The 18,727-nt window shown below is 45.4% G+C and carries 12 protein-coding genes, 14 tRNA genes, 1 rRNA gene and 1 other annotated feature; of the genes, 4 read left to right on the plus strand and 23 right to left on the minus strand.

Translation table 11 applies throughout. From position 1 onward, the window contains the following. Positions 1–15 precede the first annotated feature (15 nt). The 5 genes from H7198_RS06550 to H7198_RS06570 form a co-directional block, all read right to left on the minus strand. Positions 16–759: an amino acid ABC transporter ATP-binding protein gene (locus H7198_RS06550; protein WP_274458959.1), complete on the minus strand. Its 744-nt coding sequence runs from the start codon at positions 757–759 to the stop codon at positions 16–18. After that, the gene (locus H7198_RS06555) at positions 752–2,212 is read right to left on the minus strand and encodes an ABC transporter substrate-binding protein/permease (protein ID WP_274458960.1); all 1,461 of its coding nucleotides are present in this window, start codon (positions 2,210–2,212) and stop codon (positions 752–754) included. The genes H7198_RS06550 and H7198_RS06555 overlap by 8 nt, the downstream gene beginning before the upstream one ends. A 62-nt stretch (positions 2,213–2,274) precedes the next feature. Further along, positions 2,275–2,501, minus strand: a binding site (T-box leader). 88 nt (positions 2,502–2,589) lie between these two features. Further along, the gene (locus H7198_RS06560; protein WP_274458970.1) at positions 2,590–3,681 is read right to left on the minus strand and encodes a PTS transporter subunit IIC; all 1,092 of its coding nucleotides are present in this window, start codon (positions 3,679–3,681) and stop codon (positions 2,590–2,592) included. Positions 3,682–4,073: 392 nt separating this feature from the next. Beyond that, entirely contained in the window at positions 4,074–5,735 is a 1,662-nt protein-coding gene (locus H7198_RS06565) for a formate--tetrahydrofolate ligase (RefSeq protein ID WP_274458961.1), read from the minus strand. Positions 5,736–5,832: 97 nt separating this feature from the next. Next, positions 5,833–7,134, minus strand: a complete 1,302-nt coding sequence (locus H7198_RS06570) for a chloride channel protein (protein WP_274458962.1) — start codon at positions 7,132–7,134, stop codon at positions 5,833–5,835. Positions 7,135–7,431: 297 nt separating this feature from the next. Here H7198_RS06570 and H7198_RS06575 point away from each other — a divergent pair, with 297 nt between their 5' ends. The 3 genes from H7198_RS06575 to H7198_RS06585 all read left to right on the plus strand — a co-directional run bounded on the left by H7198_RS06575 (position 7,432) and on the right by H7198_RS06585 (position 11,956). After that, the gene (locus H7198_RS06575; RefSeq protein WP_274458963.1) at positions 7,432–9,585 is read left to right on the plus strand and encodes a copper-translocating P-type ATPase; all 2,154 of its coding nucleotides are present in this window, start codon (positions 7,432–7,434) and stop codon (positions 9,583–9,585) included. A 96-nt stretch (positions 9,586–9,681) separates the two neighbouring features. Continuing rightward, positions 9,682–10,401 (plus strand): MIP/aquaporin family protein, encoded by a 720-nt coding sequence (locus tag H7198_RS06580; RefSeq protein ID WP_274458964.1) that lies wholly within the window; start codon positions 9,682–9,684, stop codon positions 10,399–10,401. Between the two features lie 217 nt (positions 10,402–10,618). After that, positions 10,619–11,956 (plus strand): mucin-binding protein, encoded by a 1,338-nt coding sequence (locus H7198_RS06585; RefSeq protein ID WP_274458965.1) that lies wholly within the window; start codon positions 10,619–10,621, stop codon positions 11,954–11,956. 50 nt (positions 11,957–12,006) lie between these two features. On the opposite strand, the gene H7198_RS06590 is transcribed toward H7198_RS06585, so the two are convergent. Both H7198_RS06590 and H7198_RS06595 read right to left on the minus strand, forming a co-directional pair. Then, entirely contained in the window at positions 12,007–12,915 is a 909-nt protein-coding gene (locus H7198_RS06590) for an RluA family pseudouridine synthase (RefSeq protein ID WP_274458966.1), read from the minus strand. Positions 12,916–12,962: 47 nt separating this feature from the next. After that, positions 12,963–15,080: an LTA synthase family protein gene (locus H7198_RS06595; RefSeq protein ID WP_274458967.1), complete on the minus strand. Its 2,118-nt coding sequence runs from the start codon at positions 15,078–15,080 to the stop codon at positions 12,963–12,965. A gap of 134 nt (positions 15,081–15,214) precedes the next feature. On the opposite strand from H7198_RS06595, the gene H7198_RS06600 reads away from it, so the two are divergent. Continuing rightward, the gene (locus H7198_RS06600) at positions 15,215–15,994 is read left to right on the plus strand and encodes a TIGR01457 family HAD-type hydrolase (RefSeq protein WP_274458968.1); all 780 of its coding nucleotides are present in this window, start codon (positions 15,215–15,217) and stop codon (positions 15,992–15,994) included. Between the two features lie 32 nt (positions 15,995–16,026). Here the strand turns inward: H7198_RS06600 and H7198_RS06605 are convergent, their stop codons facing one another. The 16 genes from H7198_RS06605 to rrf all read right to left on the minus strand — a co-directional run. Then, positions 16,027–17,238, minus strand: a complete 1,212-nt coding sequence (locus H7198_RS06605) for a DUF2075 domain-containing protein (RefSeq protein WP_274458969.1) — start codon at positions 17,236–17,238, stop codon at positions 16,027–16,029. Between the two features lie 61 nt (positions 17,239–17,299). Beyond that, a tRNA-Ile gene (locus H7198_RS06610) sits at positions 17,300–17,373 on the minus strand. A 3-nt stretch (positions 17,374–17,376) separates the two neighbouring features. Next, positions 17,377–17,447: transfer RNA gene (locus H7198_RS06615), tRNA-Gly, on the minus strand. Positions 17,448–17,474: 27 nt separating this feature from the next. Then, a tRNA-Phe gene (locus H7198_RS06620) sits at positions 17,475–17,547 on the minus strand. Positions 17,548–17,572: 25 nt separating this feature from the next. After that, a tRNA-Asp gene (locus H7198_RS06625) sits at positions 17,573–17,646 on the minus strand. A gap of 2 nt (positions 17,647–17,648) precedes the next feature. Next, positions 17,649–17,722, minus strand: a tRNA-Met gene (locus tag H7198_RS06630). A 34-nt stretch (positions 17,723–17,756) separates the two neighbouring features. Then, a tRNA-Ser gene (locus H7198_RS06635) sits at positions 17,757–17,846 on the minus strand. 13 nt (positions 17,847–17,859) lie between these two features. Beyond that, positions 17,860–17,933 (minus strand) — tRNA-Ile (locus H7198_RS06640). A 12-nt stretch (positions 17,934–17,945) separates the two neighbouring features. Beyond that, positions 17,946–18,019, minus strand: a tRNA-Met gene (locus H7198_RS06645). Between the two features lie 19 nt (positions 18,020–18,038). Further along, positions 18,039–18,112: transfer RNA gene (locus H7198_RS06650), tRNA-Pro, on the minus strand. Positions 18,113–18,154: 42 nt separating this feature from the next. Beyond that, positions 18,155–18,228 (minus strand) — tRNA-Arg (locus H7198_RS06655). Between the two features lie 6 nt (positions 18,229–18,234). Then, positions 18,235–18,318: transfer RNA gene (locus tag H7198_RS06660), tRNA-Leu, on the minus strand. A 5-nt stretch (positions 18,319–18,323) separates the two neighbouring features. Then, positions 18,324–18,395, minus strand: a tRNA-Gly gene (locus H7198_RS06665). A 6-nt stretch (positions 18,396–18,401) separates the two neighbouring features. Continuing rightward, positions 18,402–18,474, minus strand: a tRNA-Thr gene (locus tag H7198_RS06670). A gap of 39 nt (positions 18,475–18,513) precedes the next feature. Next, a tRNA-Val gene (locus H7198_RS06675) sits at positions 18,514–18,586 on the minus strand. A 36-nt stretch (positions 18,587–18,622) separates the two neighbouring features. After that, positions 18,623–18,727, minus strand: a 5S ribosomal RNA gene (rrf, locus tag H7198_RS06680); the annotation flags it as partial.

Below are 18,727 nucleotides of genomic sequence, written 5' to 3' on the forward strand. Positions count from 1 at the left end.
ACTCTCCTCTTTGTTTTAGTCCATCAAAACTTGTTCAATAAAGTGCTTGGTCTTTTCTTCCTTTGGGTTATTGAAGAGCGACTCTGGGTCGTTTTCTTCAACAATTTGGCCGTCGGCCATGAACCAAATTTTGTCAGAAACCTTCTTGGCAAAGTTCATTTCGTGGGTCACAATCACCATCGTGAGCTGTTCGTCAGCCAATTTCTGGATGACTTTTAGAACTTCCCCAACGTTTTCAGGATCCAAGGCTGATGTTGGTTCATCAAAGAACAATACCTTTGGCTTCATCGCCAAGGCACGGGCAATCGCCACACGCTGCTTCTGTCCACCGGATAATGAATCGGGGTAAGCACTGGCCTTTTCCGCCATCCCCACCTGCTTCAAATATTCCATGGCTTCTTTGTTAGCCTGTTCATCTGACAACTTCTTTACACGGCGTGGGCCAAGTGTGACGTTTTCCAAAACCGTATGGTTCGGGAAAAGGTTAAAGCTTTGGAAAACCATGCCAATCTTTTCCCCAAGGTGGGCCATGTCCGACTTAGAAGCCTTCGTAAGGTCCTGTCCTTCAAAAATGACTTCCCCTGAGGTTGGGCCAGACAGCTGGTTCATAGCACGGAGTAGCGTTGACTTCCCCGATCCAGATGGGCCGATAATAGCCAATACTTGCCCCTCTTCAATAACTCCATTAATGCCCTTCAGCACTTCGTTTTCTTTAAACTTCTTGGTAACATTCTTTAATTCAATGGCTGTATTAGTCATGGTTCATCTTCCTTTCGAAGTAGTTCAAGGCCCGAGTCAACGTGAAGGTCATGATGAAGTAGATCACCATCACAACAACGATTGGGGCAACGGCACGGTAAGTATCCGCCCGGACAACGTTTAGTTCGTAAATCAAGTCCGTAACACCGATGATGGAAACAATGGAACTTTCCTTCACAACGGAGATAAATTCGTTACCAAGTGATGGCCAAATGTTCTTAAAGGCCTGTGGCAAGATAACAAAACGCATCGTGTCGACTTTTGAAAGTCCAAGGCTCTGTGCAGCTTCCTTTTGTCCGGCATCCAAACTGTTAATTCCACCACGAATGATTTCGGCAACGTATGCACCTGAGTTCAAGGCAACGGCGACGATACCTGCGACAAGGGCTGGCATGTTAATGATTGCGCCAAGTCCGAAGTAAACAAGCAATACTTGAACCATCATTGGCGTTCCACGAACGATTTCAATGTAGGCGGTCGCTGGCCATGAGAGCAACTTCCAAGCTGATAACTTCATCAAGACAAGGAGAATTCCAAGCATGATACCGAAGATAACGGCGACAACGGCAATCAATGTCGTGTTCAAGAAACCGTTATAGAAGTACTTCCAGTAACGTGTCATGGAAGTGTCCTTCGTGTTGTCCTTCATGTACTTGGCTGACTTCTTCAAGTAATCAGAAGTCCAGTCGTTCTTTGTGATCTTATCAATACTCTTGTTAACTGCTGCGGCCAATGAATCAGAACCCTTTGCAAAGGCAACGGCTGCACCAGTTTCATTTTTATCCAACTTGTAGCCGGCATCGATGGCAACCAAGTCCTTGTTGTTTTCAACGTAGGCTGCGGCAACTGGCTTTTCAACTCCAACGGCATCTAACTTACCTGACTTCAAGGCGAAGACCAGGTTTGGTGTCTTTTCCATACTTGAAAGGGTACTGTCCTTAAAGTACTTCTTTGACAAAGTCTGTTGCAATGAACCAGTTTGTGTTCCAATCTTCGCTCCGTGCAAGGCCTTGGCATTCTTGTACTTCTTGGCATCCTTCTTTTGAATCAAGAATGACTGTCCACCGTTGTAGTAGATGTCTGAGAAGTCCACTGACTTCCGACGTTCTTCCGTTGGGTTAACCCCGGTAATGGCCATGTCGACTTTACCAGTCTGAACGGCAACCAAAGTTGAACCGAAGTCCATGTTCATAATTTGTAGCTTCACACCCAAGTCCTTGGCGATTTGCTTGGCTACTTCGATATCCATTCCAACATCTTCGGACTGGCCATTGATGGTTGCCCGGAATTCGAATGGTGGGTAATCAGGTGACGTTGCCACCTTCAACACTCCAGCATCCTTAATCTTCTGCAATGAATTATCATCTGCAGATGCTGTTGCATGGCCTCCCCATGCCATCATGAAGAATACTAGCAGCGTTGCTAGCAAACTTCCTATCTTCGTCTTCTTCATCTTCCTTCTCCTCTTGTGTATTGGACGTAAATAACAAAAAAAACGCCCTTTAGTCTTATTGACTAAAGGACGTTTGCACGCGGTACCACCTTGATTGTGCCCAAAAAGAACACCTCTCATTATTCGATCAAAACTACTAATCGTCAGCTCTATAATGGGAGCACCCAGCATGGTTTACATCGCATGCACTCTTAGGCGACGTTCATCTTACTTGCACGTGTTTCACACCAACCAACACTTCACTGACCTACAAGATTAAGATTACTACTTCCTAAACATTTGTTTTTGTTATTAACTTGTCTTTAACTATAACAGGGTTTTTTCATAATGCAAGACTTTTATGAGTTTTTTTTAATTTTATTTTTATTTTTCTCAGATTAGATCATGTCAAGGTGTGTTTGGTTCACCTTGATCCAGTTCATCTTGCGCATTGCCCAGTAAGTGAAGAATGAGACAACAACAGGGATAGCAACAGCAATTCCCATGTAGGCTGCAAACATTCCCATGCTCTTACCGAAGAGGGCAAGTGGCACGATGAATGAGTTAAATCCGATTCCGGCCATCGTAAATGGAACCGTCACGTGGAAGACAATCGTTGCAATTGGGGCAGCAATAGCAGCACCGATCATTGGTGGGATTAAGATCATTGGGTTCTTGATAACGTTAGGGAATTGGATTTTTGGCGTCACGATACCTTGGGCAATCGTTGCACCAATCTTGTTTTCATGCCATGACATCGCAGGGTATGAAACGAAGACAGCAGTCGTTCCAACAAGGATGGCACCAGCAGCTTCAGCAGAAGTAACACCAGTGGCACCAATCGCAACAGAAAGTGCAGCAGCAGAAGCAGGCGTCATTGTCATTGCACCGAATGCCATAGCAACGATAGCAGTTCCGATGATTGGGTTAACAGAAACCATTGAGGCAATACCATGTCCTACCCATACAAGGAATGGTGTGGTAACGATGGCAAGGTAGTACCCAACAACCGTTCCGATAATTGTCGTTGCAGCAGGGACAATAATCATGTCCAGTGGCGTCTTACCAGAAAGCCACTTTCCGAAAAGAACGGCTACAAGTCCAGCTAATACGGCTGAAATTGGCTGACCAGTGGTCATGACAGCTGATCCAGCAACTTGTGCTGATGAGAAACCAGTCATCGTCTTTAATACCATTGGTGTCGTTGTGAAGAAGACGGCGTTCGCACCAACCGTTGAGGCAGCCATGGCTGAGAACATAACCATCGTGTTCGTCTTCATTTGTGAAGCAATCGCTGCACCGAAGGCAGCTGGCAAGATGACCTTCGTCACCGCACCCATTTGGACCATTGGTCCCCAGTGAATAAATCCAGCAATCGTTTGGAGCAGCAGTCCCATTCCCAGTGTAACTAGGATGGCGTTTGAAACGCCGGCGGACACGTTATAAACGTATTCCTTTGTCGTTGACTTGCTTTCATCCTGCTTTGTCATGGCTTGTTCAGCCTGTTCAAAGTCCTTAATGCTTTCTTCTTTCTTTCCAGTAGCAGGCATTCCTGCTTTGTTTCCTGACATATCCATAATTCTTTTCCTTTCAAACAAAAAAGTCCCGGTAGTTGGTAACTACCGGGACCATAATTTGGCGAGCAGTTACTAGGTATCCTTTTCCTAGTAACTGACATACAAAAATCAACTTACTAGGTTTAACATAGCAAGCTCAACAACAAGGCAAATTCAGATGACTTAAATGATGAAGTGTTCTTTGATTGAGAGTTAAACATGATGCCATCTTCCTTTCCTGATGTTTTATGATAAATTTATTATAACATGAGATGAAACTTATGCAAGCACAATATTAAAAAAAGTTCATTTTCTTTTAATTACCCTTAGAAAAGCCCAGTAATATGGCCTTTCTCGTCAATATCAATGTCCATTGCTGCTGGATGTTTTGGCAATCCAGGCATCGTTAAGACGTTTCCAGTCAACGCAACCAGGAAGCCAGCGCCCAATTTCGGCACCAATTCGCGGACATGAACCGTGAAGTCCTTGGGCGCCCCCAACTTCTTCGCGTCGTCTGAAAGCGAGTACTGGGTCTTAGCCATCACGATTGGCAACTTATCCCAACCATGTTCTGCAAAAGTCTTTAACTGCTTTTGCGCTTTATCGGATAATTCAACACCAGATCCACCGTAAATGTTTTGAACAATTTTATTCATCTTCTCGACTGCGGAGTCGTTTAAATCGTACAACGGGGTAAACTGGTGCGCTTCTTCTGCCTTCTCGGCAACGAGTTCAGCTAGTTCCGTAGCGCCAGCACCACCCTTGGCCCAAACGTCAGCGGTTACAGCGGAAGCGCCGACTTCTTCGGCTGCTTCGCGAACGACTTTCATCTCGGCTTCGGTATCGGCCGTAAACTGGTTTACTGCCACAACAACTGGCACACCGTAGCGCTTCATCGCCTTGATGTTCTGTTGCAAGTTCACAACCCCAGCACGCAAAGCATCTAAGTTTTCTTCATTAAGGTCTTTTAAGGCCTGGCCCCCGTGGTGCTTCAAAGCACGAACCGTGGCAACCACCACAACAACGTCTGGTTCCTTACCAAGCTTTGGCACCTTAATGTCCATGAACTTTTCACCACCAAGGTCAGCACCGAAACCGGCTTCAGTGACAGCGTAGTCGGCCAGCTTCAAGGCCGCCTTCGTTGCCTGAATCGAGTTGGTTCCCTGAGCAATGTTGGCAAAGGGGCCACCGTGAATGATGGCTGGGGTGTGCGCGAGCGTCTGAACCAGGTTTGGCTTAATGGCATCCTTCAATAGAACGGTCAGCGCCCCGGCAACGCCCAGGTCCTTTACCGTCACTGGTTGCTTATCAAAGTCATAGGCCACCACAATCTTTTCGATTCGAGCCTTCAAGTCCATGAGGTCGTTGGACAAAGTCAAAATCGCCATCATTTCAGAAGCCACGGTAATGTCAAAGCCGTCTTCACGTGGCACACCAGAGGTTGGTCCACCCAAACCAATGGTCGTGTGGCGGAGGGCACGGTCGTTAATATCCAAGACGCGCTTCCAAATCACACGGCGCTGATCAATGTGTAATGGATTCCCTTGATAGATACTATTATCCAAAGCGGCCGACAGCATGTTGTGGGCTGCGGTCAAAGCGTGGAAGTCCCCCGTAAAGTGCAAGTTAATGTCCGCCATTGGGACAACTTGGGAGTAGCCACCACCGGTAGCTCCTCCCTTAAGTCCCATAACAGGGCCCAAAGATGGTTCACGTAAGGCAATCATCGTCTTACGACCAGAAGCCTGTAAAGCATCGGATAGACCAACGGTCACCGTGGACTTTCCCTCACCAGCTGGTGTTGGGTTAATGGAGGTAACAAGGATTAACTTTCCTTCCTTGTCTCGTTTAATAGAAGAATCTAAGTTAATCTTGGCCTTATCGTATCCATAGGGTTCGATTTCATTAGGCTTCAAACCAGCTTTTTCAGCAATTTCGCTAATTGGCAAAACCGTGGCTTCTTGTGCGATTTCAATGTCTGTCTTCATGGGCGGACCTCCCTTTTTCTTATTTATAAGTATACCCGAATTCAAGACTTTTCTATTAAAAAAAGTGACCAGCCGAAGCCGGTCACTAAATACGTATTTATGCTTTTTTCTTTGCCCGTCGTTCTTGCACCTGCAAATAGAACTTTGCTGTCGCAGATGACAAGGCCACGGCTACAGCAAAGATGATTAAGGCAGAAGAATGAAGGTGGGCAATTTCAAAGACCATGAACATGGCCATCAAAGGTGCCTGCTGTGACGCGGCCAATAAGGCAACCGCTCCAATCAAGGCAAAATGCCAGGGTTCAATGCCAGGTAGAATACCAGAAAAAATTGCTGAAACAACCAGACCTAATACAGAACCCAAGGCAATCGATGGTGTTAAGGTACCACCAGTACCACCGCCGTACAAAGTCAGGAAGGTCATGGCAAACTTAATCAAGCCAAGGGCGATGAAAAAGAACAAAAGGTGTTCGTTTGTCTGGTGGAAGGCCAACTGAGCAACGGCACGTCCGTTTCCCATGACTTCCGGCATAACCCAGGCAATTAGCCCAGTCAACAAGCCAACCAAGGGCATCGTCAATAAGACTGTCTTCCCAGTTGCCTGCTGCTTTTGTGCCCAAGCAAAGCCCTGCTTTGCCCAGGCGCCAAAGATACCAGCCAATGGTCCGATGACCAAAGCGACAATCAGCATCCAATGTGAAAAGTCCGCTGCTGCCACCCAGTAATAGGGAGTAAAGCCCTTAGCAATTGATCCAATCAAACAGGCAATGGTCGACATCAGAAGTGAAATCGCAATGTTTTTAATCGAATTCTTCTTTAATAGTAGTTCGACGGAGAAAAGCATCCCTGTAATTGGCGCGATATAGACACCAGCGAAGCCGGCACCTGCTGCTGCAGCTAATAATAGTTGACGGTCTTCTTCAGTTAGTTTCAAGAAGCCCTTTTTCTTACCAAAATCCTGTACCTGCTGGGAGAGCATAACCCCCAACTGACGGGGTGCCAACTCACGTCCCACAGAGCCACCGGTTCCAACGTAGAAAATTTGCGTCAAAACGTTGATAATCGTCTTCCAGAAAGGCATTTTCTTGCCTTCCAAAGCCCCCTTGATTCCAACAATCTTAGGATCACGGCGACGAATCAAGTACCAAGTTGCACCCGCGATGATTCCCCCAACCGTCACTGATAGGAGACGGCGCAAGGCCGGAACATCATTTGGTGAAGCCGTATGGTAAGACTCATGAAAGTGCATGAAGAGGTCAGCGACAAAATCCAAAAAATAGGATAAGAGCATAGCCGAAATACCAATCAGCACCGCTAGGAACAAACTAGTGAACAGGAGGGAAAAAACGTGTCGCCAGTCCACAACCGGTTCCATTACTTGATTTTGGGATTCATCCATTCGTACTACCTGATTTCTTTATATAGTAGAAAAAGTACTTTTTAAGCGTATTCTTTCGCTATTTAATGTACAAAATCAGGCTTTAAAAAGCAAGAATTCTAGACAACATATAACTATACCAATGATTTTCTTTTTTTAATTTAATCAGCCAATTATACTATTTATCTGAACTTTAACCGCCGTTAAAAAGCAAATAAACATTATTCTGTTATTCAAACCAGACAAAATCCTTGCAGGGTTTAATCAGTTGATTTAAACTAGACCAGTAGAGATAATACTTTTTTATTGGAGGTTCCCATGGCAGCAGATAAGAATAATCAATCCATGTCAAATATGGACCAGCATTCAATGAATCACCATAACCATTCCGCGCATCCGGACCATGATCAAAAGCACGAACATCAGATGACGATGCAAGATGGTATGGAACACGATTCCCAAATGTCAGATATGGGTTCCATGCACCACGGCCACAACCACAACATGAATGGTATGAACCATGACCAGCACATGGGCAACATGCCCGGCATGGATATGGGACACGATGACATGAAGTCTCGTTTCTGGATTTCTCTAATCCTGCTCGTTCCCATCGTTTTTACCGCGCCATTTATGGGGGTCGACCTACCATTCACATTGACTTTCCCTGGTTCCCATTGGGTAACCGTCGGCATGGCGTCAGTGATGTACGTTATCGGAACAAAGCCCTTCTTTGAAGGGGCAAAGTCCGAGATTAAGAGCAAGAAACCCGCCATGATGTCCCTGATTTCAATGGGATTGGTCGTTACCTTCTGGGTTTCCATCTACGCCTTTATCCAGGAAACCTTCTTCCACAAAATGGCTATGGACTACTTCTTTGAGTTTGCCAGCCTAGTTGTCATCATGCTATTGGGCCATGTCATCGAAATGGAAGCCACCATGAAGGCCGGCAACGCCACCTCCGAACTGGACAAGTTAACACCAGCTACGGCCCATGTAAAGCACGGCGATTCCTTTATGGACATGCCTGTCTCATCCCTAAAAGTCGGAATGGAAGTTCAAGTACAGGCCGGCGAATCATTTCCAGCCGACGGGATCGTTCTTGAAGGTTCCTCCCAGGTTGACGAATCGTTGATGACCGGTGAATCAAAACCCGTGAAGAAGGAAAAGAATGCCAAGGTTATCGGCGGTACCATTAACGATGATGGTACCTTGCTTGTCAAAGTCGAAGCCGTTGGCGCCGATTCCTTCCTCGGTCACTTAAAAGAAACACTCAACCAAACGGAAACTTCCTCATCAAAAGCCGAATCACTTGCAAACAAAGTGGCCGGTTGGCTCTTTTGGATTGGTTTATCTGCCGCTCTAATCGCACTCTTCGTTTGGACGTCCGTCTCCGGTCCATCTGAAGCTTTTAACACCGCGGTAACTACGTTGATTATTGCCTGCCCCCACGCCCTGGGTCTGGCCATCCCACTTGTCATCCAACGAACCAAGGCCATCGCTGCTAAAGACGGCATTTTAATCAAGAAACACGGGGCTATTTTACAGGCCAAGCACCTGGATTACGCCTTGATGGATAAGACCGGTACTTTAACAAACGGACACTTCCAAGTTCAAAAGATTGAAACAAAGGACGGTAATTCACAGCAGGCACTCGCTGTCATGGCAGCTCTTGAAAATCAATCTTCCCACCCATTAGCCCGGGCTATTGTTCAAAAAGCCCAGGACGAGGACGTGACGACCAAAAATGCTGAAAACGTCCAAGCCATCAAGGGTGCTGGAATCAAGGGAACGATTGATGGTAAGGAGTACCTCCTTGTAAACTCCCGCTACCTAAGCGAACACAGCATCGACTTCACTTCCATGCAATCGGACGGCTCGGTTTCCTACCTAGTCCAAGGTCAGCAGGTTTTGGCCGCCATTTCCCTAGGTGATTCGCTGAAGCCTTCCGCCAAGGACTTTGTTCACTCACTCAAGCAGATGGGCATCACACCTGTCATGGTAACCGGTGATGGACAAGCAAGCGCAAATCAAGTTGCACAGCAACTCGGTATAGAGGAGGTTCGTGCCCAGGTTTCACCAGACGATAAGATTAACCTGGTCAAAGAGTATCAGCAAAAGGGAAAGGTCATGATGATTGGGGACGGTATTAACGACGCCCCTGCCCTCGCACAGGCTGACCTTTCCGTTGCCATCGGAGCTGGAACAGACGTCGCTCAAGCTTCCGCTGATGCCGTCTTGATTTCAATCTCCCTACCCAAAATCATTGATCTCATTCACCTGGCTCACCAAGCCAACCGTAAGGAAATCGAGAACCTTTGGTGGGGTGCCGGTTATAACATTCTGGCCATTCCAACTGCTGCTGGAGTCTTTGCATTTGCCGGGGTTGTTCTTAATCCGCTTATCGGCGCCGTCGTGATGTCCCTTTCAACCTTAATTGTGGCTGGAAATGCGATGTTACTGCATAAATAAAGTAAAATTTATCTTAAAAAACTGAAATTTAAAGTTCCTTTATTCTAAGAAGGGTACAATAGAAAATTGTACAGAATGAATAAAGGAGCTTTTTTTATGCGCAAGTACCTCTCAGAATTTTTGGGAACGGCTTTCTTGGTAATTTTTGCAACCGTTGCCTTGATTTACGTTTCAACTTTCTCAATCGGTCAATTATTTGACGTTATGGCTGTCTTAGGATTGGCCATCGCCATGTTGATGTTTGTCTTTGGACCATTTTCAAACGGTGGCCACTTCAACCCAGCCGTCTCATTGGCTGCTGCTTTGAACAAGCAAATCTCATGGAAGACTTTCGGTGGCTACCTTTTGTCACAGGTCATCGGAGCAATCGTTGGTCTCTTCCTTGCCGTTTCAACTTTGATTCCAGTAATCAACACGCAAATGGCCTCATCTTCAACCTCAACTTCTTCATCAGTTTCTGCAACGAAGATTTATGAGACTTTGGAACCCGCTGCATCTGTTGCCTCATTGCCAGTTTCATTGACAATCGAAGCCGTCTTCACTTTCCTTTTGGTCTTTGTAACGGTTTTGGCATTCAAGAAGATGCCTAAGCAAGCACCTGCCATCTCTGGTTTGACAATGACTTTGACATCATTTGTCGCTTACCCATTGACTGGTGGTTTGATGAACCCTGCCCGTGCATTCGCCCCAGCAATCATGACTGGTTTGGGATCATCTGCTCACCTTTGGTTCTTCCTCTTGATTGAAATCATTGCTGCCGCATTAGCTGGATTGGCAGTGAAGTACTTCGCTAAAGACGACGAAGCAGCTGCCTAATTTTCAATAAATATAAATAAAAAAGCAGTCCAGAAGGGCTGCTTTTTTATTTTGCATTTTTCATTTTATTGAATTTGTTAGTGATAATTTAAAAACAAGAAGTCGCCATTTTATATATTTAAATTTAGCGTCCTTTTTACTGGCTTTCGTATAAAAAACGAAGGCTTTTTCTATTTTAAAAAAATTAATTTGGAAGAATTTAAAACTTTACTTAAAGATGATTGATGTTCGTAACTGTGAAAACTTAGAAACTGCCTTCCATTCAAAGCATGGCGAAACCGTTTGGATTAGTGCTGGAATGACCAAGTTTATCGGCTGTGACCAAAACCGTGAACATACCGGAAATATCAATATTGACCTTGCTGGGTTAACAAAAATCAACGCGGACGGAACTCAAGAAATTGACCTTTCAAAGGTCCTATCACCAACATTCTTGGAAGTCTACAAAGAACATAAACAACCCGGCTTCAATCCAGATACAAATATTTTAACCATTCCAAAGGATCAAATGGCTTCTAAGTATGCTGCTGGCCAAGATGAAGATGGTAAGGATACGACTTGGACCTTTTATACAAAGGCTGACTTCCCATTTGATGAAATCCCAGCTACCCTTACAAGTACGGAAACAAAAATTGTTCGTCGCACCATTAACTTCCGAGATGCGGCTGGTAAGTTAATCCCTGGCCAACTGCCAATTACCCATGAAATCAAGTACACTCGTACCGTTTCACAAGATTCAGAAACACTTGCTTTGTCAAAGACAGACTGGGTCGCTGACGAAAGTCTCCCAACGGTGACGGTTCCTCAAACGATTGATAACAAATACGAAAAGCCAGAAGTTAACAACCAAGCAGTTACAAGCATCGACGGAGCAACACCTGTTTTGACAGATGATACAAACGATCAAAGCTTCGTCGTCGATGTAAAATATTCCAACAAAAAGGAATCAGCAACTGAACACAAGTCCGCCAAGCGTACCATTAACTTTAAGGACAAGAACGGTAACCTCATTCCTGGTAAGCAGGCAATCGAAGAGGAAGTTCACTACCACCGTACCGCAACAACCGATTTGGTAACTGGCGATGTGACTTATACGGATTGGGTAGCCGATGATGCTGCTAACAACGAATTCGCCGGCGTTACCATTCCACAAAGTTTCGACCAATACAACAACCCAACGGTTGATGGTAAGTCCGTTAAAAAAATCGATGCTGCCACGCCTAAGTTGAACGCTGACGGTACCCCTCAAGATGAAACCATCGATGTTGTTTTTGATGAAAAGGAACCAACTCCTGTGCCCACTCCAGATATGCCCGTTACGCCAAGTCCTAAGACTCCCGTAACTCCTACCACACCCGCATCTCCTTCAGCAACAACACCTGCTAAGGAAGATACAGCAGCTAAGGGTGTAACTTCTCCTGCACTTGCTAAGACAGTACAAGAAGCCCTTCCCGAAACCGCTAAGCAACTCGTTAAAAAGAATGTGCTCGGTCTATCAGCCATGGCCATTACTGCTTCTGCCCTTGTCTTCTTCATAACTAAGAAGCGTCACTAAGATTTATCTAATTAATCAAAAAACCTAATCGTAAAATACGATTAGGCTTTTTATTTATCAGTAAATGGATTTGCAATCTGAAGAATCTTCTTTTCTCCCGTCCACGGAAGATAGAAGGTTAGTTCACTAGAATTTAAGTAGAGTCGTGAGGCTGGCCGCCCCCCATATAAATCGTCTCCAACGATGGGATGGCCATTAGCCGCCAGATGCACCCTAAGCTGATGCATACGGCCTGTTTCTAATTCCAGTCTTACTAGACTAGTCTGACTCTTTTGGTCCTCTGAGAGAACTTGGTAGCGTGTCAGAGCAGTCTGCCCACCATCTACAAGGGAACAGATAGCTCTTTTACGATCATCCTCTTGTAAACGACCGATTGGCTGATCAAATTCACCGGATGACTGTAAGAAAAGTCCCTCGGCGCGAGCTAAATAGACCTTTTTAACCAATTTATCCTTAATCTGTCGATTTAAGATTGGTACAGCCAATGGATTCTTACCAATAATGACTAATCCTGAGGTTGCCCGATCTAGTCGATGAGTCATGTAGGCCTTAGCTGGTTGACCTAAGGATTGGCTTTCATTCTTATCTAGGTAGGCCTGTACATAATTCAATATTGTGTCAGTTTCAGTAGGCGAATGTGGGTGCATCTTCATTCCAGCCGCCTTATTTAAAATCAGCATGTCCTCGCTTTCGAAGAGTATCTCTGGCAGGCAAGCATTGTTCGCTGGGTACGGCCCTTGCAGATCACCATCATCAATTGTAAGTGTCAATTCTAGCAAGTCGTTTTCAGCCAACTGGTAGGCCGTCGAAACAATGTAACCGTTCACCCGAATACCACGTTCCTGTCTTAACTGACCCCGCAGATGCTTTGGTAACAGGTACTTTGTTAGGAAATCCTTGATACTATGGTCCGCATCTTTTTGCTGTATTTTAATTGTTTTCTTATATGTTCGATTCATTAATTAATAGAAAAGGCAGGATTTCTCCTGCCTTTTTTTAATACCTTTTATTTTTCAGCAGCGTTCGTCTGATAGAGCGAGGCGGTACTATTCCCACCGTTTTTTGCAATCAGCGATGTTGAATTTGACTGTTGCGAAGCCTTCTTCAACCGTGCTAAAGTCTTAGACTTGGAATAGTCATAGTTAGCTGGGTTAACACTCTTAAAGTCTTTTGGCTGGTAGAAACGTAGCAGGTTCTTCTGATTCAAAGAATCTGAAACACTCAGCTTCTCATTGGCATCCGATTGGAGCTTAGCAAAGAGTTTCTTTTGCGCAGTCGTTGGATTTTCTACGACCGTGTTCGTGTGACAGTCCCAGATGGTACCTGAGATTGAAGCGTAATCCGGTGTAATCCAATCCTTGTTACGCATGACAACTAACTGTGAACGTTTTGTTGACAGCAGATCTTGCCCCAACTGGATGTAATCCTTGGTTGAAATACCAAGCAAATGCTCAATCGTTGGCGCAACGTCAATTTCACCACCGTAGGTGTGACGAATTCCCCCCTCTTTCAAACCAGGCATATGGATAATTAACGGTGTTCGTTGCAAGTTCTCCGTATCCAAATCAGTCCACTGGCTTGGGTCCTTCCCAAGAAGTGGTGCTAGTTCCTTGTCCTCAGTATTGTTGATGCCATAGTGGTCACCATACATCACAACCATCGTATTGTTATAGAGGCCGGACTTCTTAAGGTAGTTAAAGAACTCTTGAATGGACTGGTCCAAGTAATGGTTGGTAATAAAGTAGTTATCAATATATTTAGAACCTGAGTTACTGGTCTGGAAGTTTGGATCCTGATCCACTTTATCCAGTTCAAATGGCGTGTGGTTCGTAACAGTTAAGTACTTAACGTAGAAAGGCTGTTGTAGCTGTTCAAGATAGGGAATTGAATCCTTAAAGAGCAACTTATCCTTCAGTCCCCAAGCCGTTGAGCGCTTACCAGAAGTGTTGAAATAATCGCCTGAAATCCAATTCTGGTAACCCATGTTCTTGTAAACATTACTACGGTTCCAGAAGGATCCGTTGTTCCCGTGGAAGACAGCTGACGAGTAACCTGCTCGCTGGTTCAAAATAGCTGGCATGGCCTGGAAAGTCTGGTCATTACCCAACTTAGCAAAAAGCGATCCTTGTGGCAGACCGAAAGTCGACGTTTCTAACATGTTTTCGGCATCCGAAGTCTTTCCCTGACCCACTTCGTGGAAGAAGTTATCAAAGGAAAGGGAATCGGCACTGTGGTAGAGCGAATTCAAGAAAGGTGTTACTTCCTGTCCGTTCACCTTGCGGTCGATGGAGAACTGTTGGAAGGATTCCAAGTGAATGACAATAACGTTCTTTCCCTTCGCCTGACCAGCATAAGTACTGTTCATGCCAGCATAGTGCTTATTCACGTAGTTTTGAACCGTCTTCAATTCTGAAGGCTTGGCAGACTTACGGACCTGGGAAGTATCAAAGGTGTTATAGGCATCTAATCCCATGAAGGGACCAATACCCAAATACTTAACCAAGTACTCACGGTCAAACTGACGAGTCAGCAACTGTGGCCGGTCAATGTCAGCTAAGACTAAGTTCACCATAATGAAGAAAAAGCCAAGCATCATCAACAAGGCGGCCCGACTTTTACGGACAACCTGGCTCTTTTGACCAATTCTCTTTCGGAAAAGCAAGTATAGCAAGACAACAATATCAAGCCAGAAAAGAATGTCACCGTAATCGAAGGAAACAGCACCAGCCGCCTTGCTTCCTTGATTGACAGAAGAGTATGTCAGAATGGTATTGACCGACATGAAATCGGTAAATTCACGGAAATAGACAACGTTTAGATATAAAAAGGTCGTCAGCAAACCGTTCAAGGTTAGCATCGCCCCGTAGAACAAGGGCTTATTCTTGAAGAAAAGTGGTATCGCCATCACCACCATGGTGAAACCAAGTGGATTTACAATTAGTAAAAAGAATTGGAATGGCGTTGAGGCGTGCATCCAGTGAAAGTCCGAACCATAGGCATATAATGTTTTAGCCCAAACCAAAAAGACCATCCAGCCATAAAAGCCAAAGCGTGTTTGACTCTTTTCTTTGGCCCAGACTAGCCCGTTCTTAATGTTTTTTAGTCGCTTTTTAAACCATTCCATAATAGCTATATTATACCCGTTCAAGTAACGTTTTTCAGTGAAAAAAGATTTCGTAAATAACCAAAAACTTGAAAGATTAAGAAAAGTAGCGGACAATGGTCACTATATCCCACTTAATTGACAAGGAGCACTTTATGGCACAGTACGATGCGTATTTAATTGACTTAGATGGCACCATTTACCACGGTAAAAATCCTATTCCTGAGGCAAAACGTTTTATTTATCGTCTGAAGGAAGCAGATGTTCCCTATCTCTTTGTTACCAATAATTCGACGAAGACAGCCGCAGCATTTGCCGATGATTTAACAACGCTGCACAACATTGAAACGACTCCTGAACAAGTTTATACCTCCGCGATGGCAACGGCAGACTATGTAGCCAATGACGACGCTGTACAGGGTGTCAAAACTGTCTATCTGATTGGTGAGGCAGGATTGAAGGAAGCCTTTAACCGTCCTGAATTTAAACTCGTTAACGATGCTCAAGCCGACTACGTGGTCATGGGACTCGATCGGGAGTTCAACTATCAAAAGTTGATGACCGCGACTTTTGCCATTCAGAAGGGGGCCAAGTTTATCGCGACGAACGCTGACACGAACCTTCCTTCTGAAAAGGGTATGCTGCCCGGAGCGGGTTCACTTGTTGCTGCCTTGCAGACAGCCTCAGGAGTCCAAGCAACGATTATCGCCAAGCCGGAAGCACCTATTATGCAGGGTGCTTTAAAGCGCTTAGATAACCCAGAGAAGCCAATCATGGTCGGTGATAACTACCAGACTGACATCCTAGCTGGTATCCAAAACGGACTGTCGACACTTCTCGTTTACACCGGTGTTTCAACAAAGAAACAAGTTGCAGCAAAAGATGTTCAACCAACCCACGAAATCGATAACTTCGACCAATGGGAAGTGAAGTAATACAAAAAGAACTGGCTGTCGCCAGTTCTTTTTTATTTAGCTAGTTCTAATAAACGTTTATTTAATGCAGGATCTGCAGCAGCAATGTAGAGTCCGTAGTGGCCACGCTTTGCTAAAATATTGAGGGCGTTTAACATAAAGTCCTGCTTAGCCTTTGCAATCGCCTTAGGGTCAGTCAAATGAGGAGACTTCTTATATATTTCGCGGTGAATGACTTTATCAGGGTTAACCCAGATACGGTCATTCTTAGCGTCGTATTCAAAGGCCGGACTAAGCAGTAGGCCGACCAAGTTCAGATCAAATCCCTGCACCGTATAGATTGAGCCGACTTCGTTAATCGACTCCGGTCTTTTAGCCCAAACTAACTCTTGCGGATCATACTCGTCCCATGGTTGGTCAAAGTCATCCATGACCACATGGTGTTTTCCGTCTTCATCGTGGTGAAAGCCGGTTGTCGATACGACACGGGCCATGCCCATCTTTTTATCGACCTGCTTTAACTTCGTAAAGAGGTCAGCCGCGCGGTGAAAGATTTCCAGGTCGTAACCATTTCGCTCAGATTTTGGAGGTAGTGGACGAAGAATTCCCTTTGCAAAATCATCAATCCAAGCCTTGACTTGAGGTGACGCCTTCATTCGATACTGAAAATCTAAATGGAATGTTTTGTGTGGAACATCCTTTACCACTTCATCTAGTAACTTCTGGTCCCAGAACATCTTACTCTGAATGACCTGGGCAAAGTCAAACACGACCACAACGACTTTGGATAATCGAATCAATTCAGCTAACTGATTATTCTGTTTAAACTTAATGTATGGCTCTGGCTTTGTCAGCAACAAATGCCCCTCATCGATAAAGAGAATATCTAACTCTTCACCTTTTTTATCAAGGGAATTAATGATTGAGGTAGGACGCTGGTAGTCCTTTTTATAAATATTCGAGTACTTGGCCCCCATGTCTTGGTAAACCTTTAGTAACTCAGGATGGTTCACCGTAAAAGCGGTTTTTAATCCATAGTAAGGACTTTTGGAATCCGTCTTCCCATCCCGTACCTCTTTAAAAAGTTTAGTTAAAATGACTGACTTACCGGTTCCGGCAGCGCCCTCATTAATGACAACGTGGTGCTGGCTACTCTGTAATGAAGAAGTGATATATTCCTTTAAGTTATGGATGACTTTTTCCTGTTCAGAAGATAAATCCGAGCGATCAAAAGCTTCTAAATTTTTATCGTATTCTTTACTCATACCATTAGTATACAACGGCTAAAAGAAAGCACAAAAAAAGCCGACCGAAGTCGACTGATGATGGGCCATCCTGGATTCGAACCAGGGACCTCTGCGTTATCAACACAGCGCTCTAACCAACTGAGCTAATGGCCCATAAGCGAATGACGGGAATCGAACCCGCATAGCCAGCTTGGAAGGCTGGAATTCTACCATTGAACTACATTCGCATTATTTTCTGCTAAGGGTTTCCCCTATGGCGCTGGACGGAATCGAACCGCCGACACATGCAGCTTCAATGCATTGCTCTACCAACTGAGCTACAGAGCCATCTCTTTTATTTCCTAAAAGAAAACGGTCACAACGGGGTTCGAACCCGTGATCTCCTGCGTGACAGGCAGGCGTCCTAACCAGCTAGACCATGCGACCAATTGCGGGAGTAGGATTTGAACCTACGACCTTCGGGTTATGGGCCCGACGAGCTACCGAACTGCTCCATCCCGCGATAATATTAATTGTATTGTGGGGCGTATGCCCTAAGGAGAATGAGGGATTCGAACCCTCGCGCCGATTTCTCGACCTGACGGTTTTCAAGACCGTTCCCTTCAGCCAGACTTGGGTAATTCTCCATATTTTGGTCAATGGACCATGTTGGACTCGAACCAACGACCGGACGGTTATGAGCCGTCTGCTCTAACCAACTGAGCTAATAGTCCAGCACGAGTCTATCGCGGCAGGGGGAATCGAACCCTCGACCTCTCGGGTATGAACCGAACGCTCTAGCCAGCTGAGCTACACCGCGATTCCGCTGTTTCCAGCCATCGGGACGACAGGATTCGAACCTGCGACCCCCTGCTCCCAAAGCAGGTGCTCTACCAAGCTGAGCTACGTCCCGTTCCTTTTTAAGACCTGAGTCTTGTCTTCTGGAAGAAGACGATGCACCTAGCAGGAGTCGAACCTGCAACCTTCTGATTCGTAGTCAGACACTCTATCCAATTGCGCTATAGGTGCATAATATGCCGGCGACCGGGATCGAACCGGTACGATGTTTCCATCGCAGGATTTTAAGTCCTGTGCGTCTGCCTATTCCGCCACGCCGGCATCCAAGCGAACAACGGGATTCGAACCCGCGACCCCCACCATGGCAAGGTGATGTTCTACCTCTGAACTATGTTCGCATAATATGCCGACTAAAGGATTCGAACCTTCGACCCCCGCTTTACAAGAGCGGTGCTCTACCAGCTGAGCTAAGTCGGCTGGATGTTTGCCCGACGCGGCGCTTTTGACCTTAGTCAATGGACGATACAGGGATCGAACCTGTGACCCCCTGCTTGTAAGGCAGGTGCTCTCCCAGCTGAGCTAATCGTCCAAAATAAAAACGAGTCTCCTCGTTTAATATGTACAGGCATCGCATCGTCCTATCCTCGCAGCCAGCGTTCCGGCAACTACTTTTGGCGCTAAAGAGCTTAACTTCTGTGTTCGAGATGGGAACAGGTGGTTCCTCTTTGCC

The sequence above is a fragment of the Fructobacillus sp. CRL 2054 genome (genome assembly GCF_028764065.1).
Taxonomy (GTDB): Bacteria; Bacillota; Bacilli; order Lactobacillales; family Lactobacillaceae; genus Fructobacillus.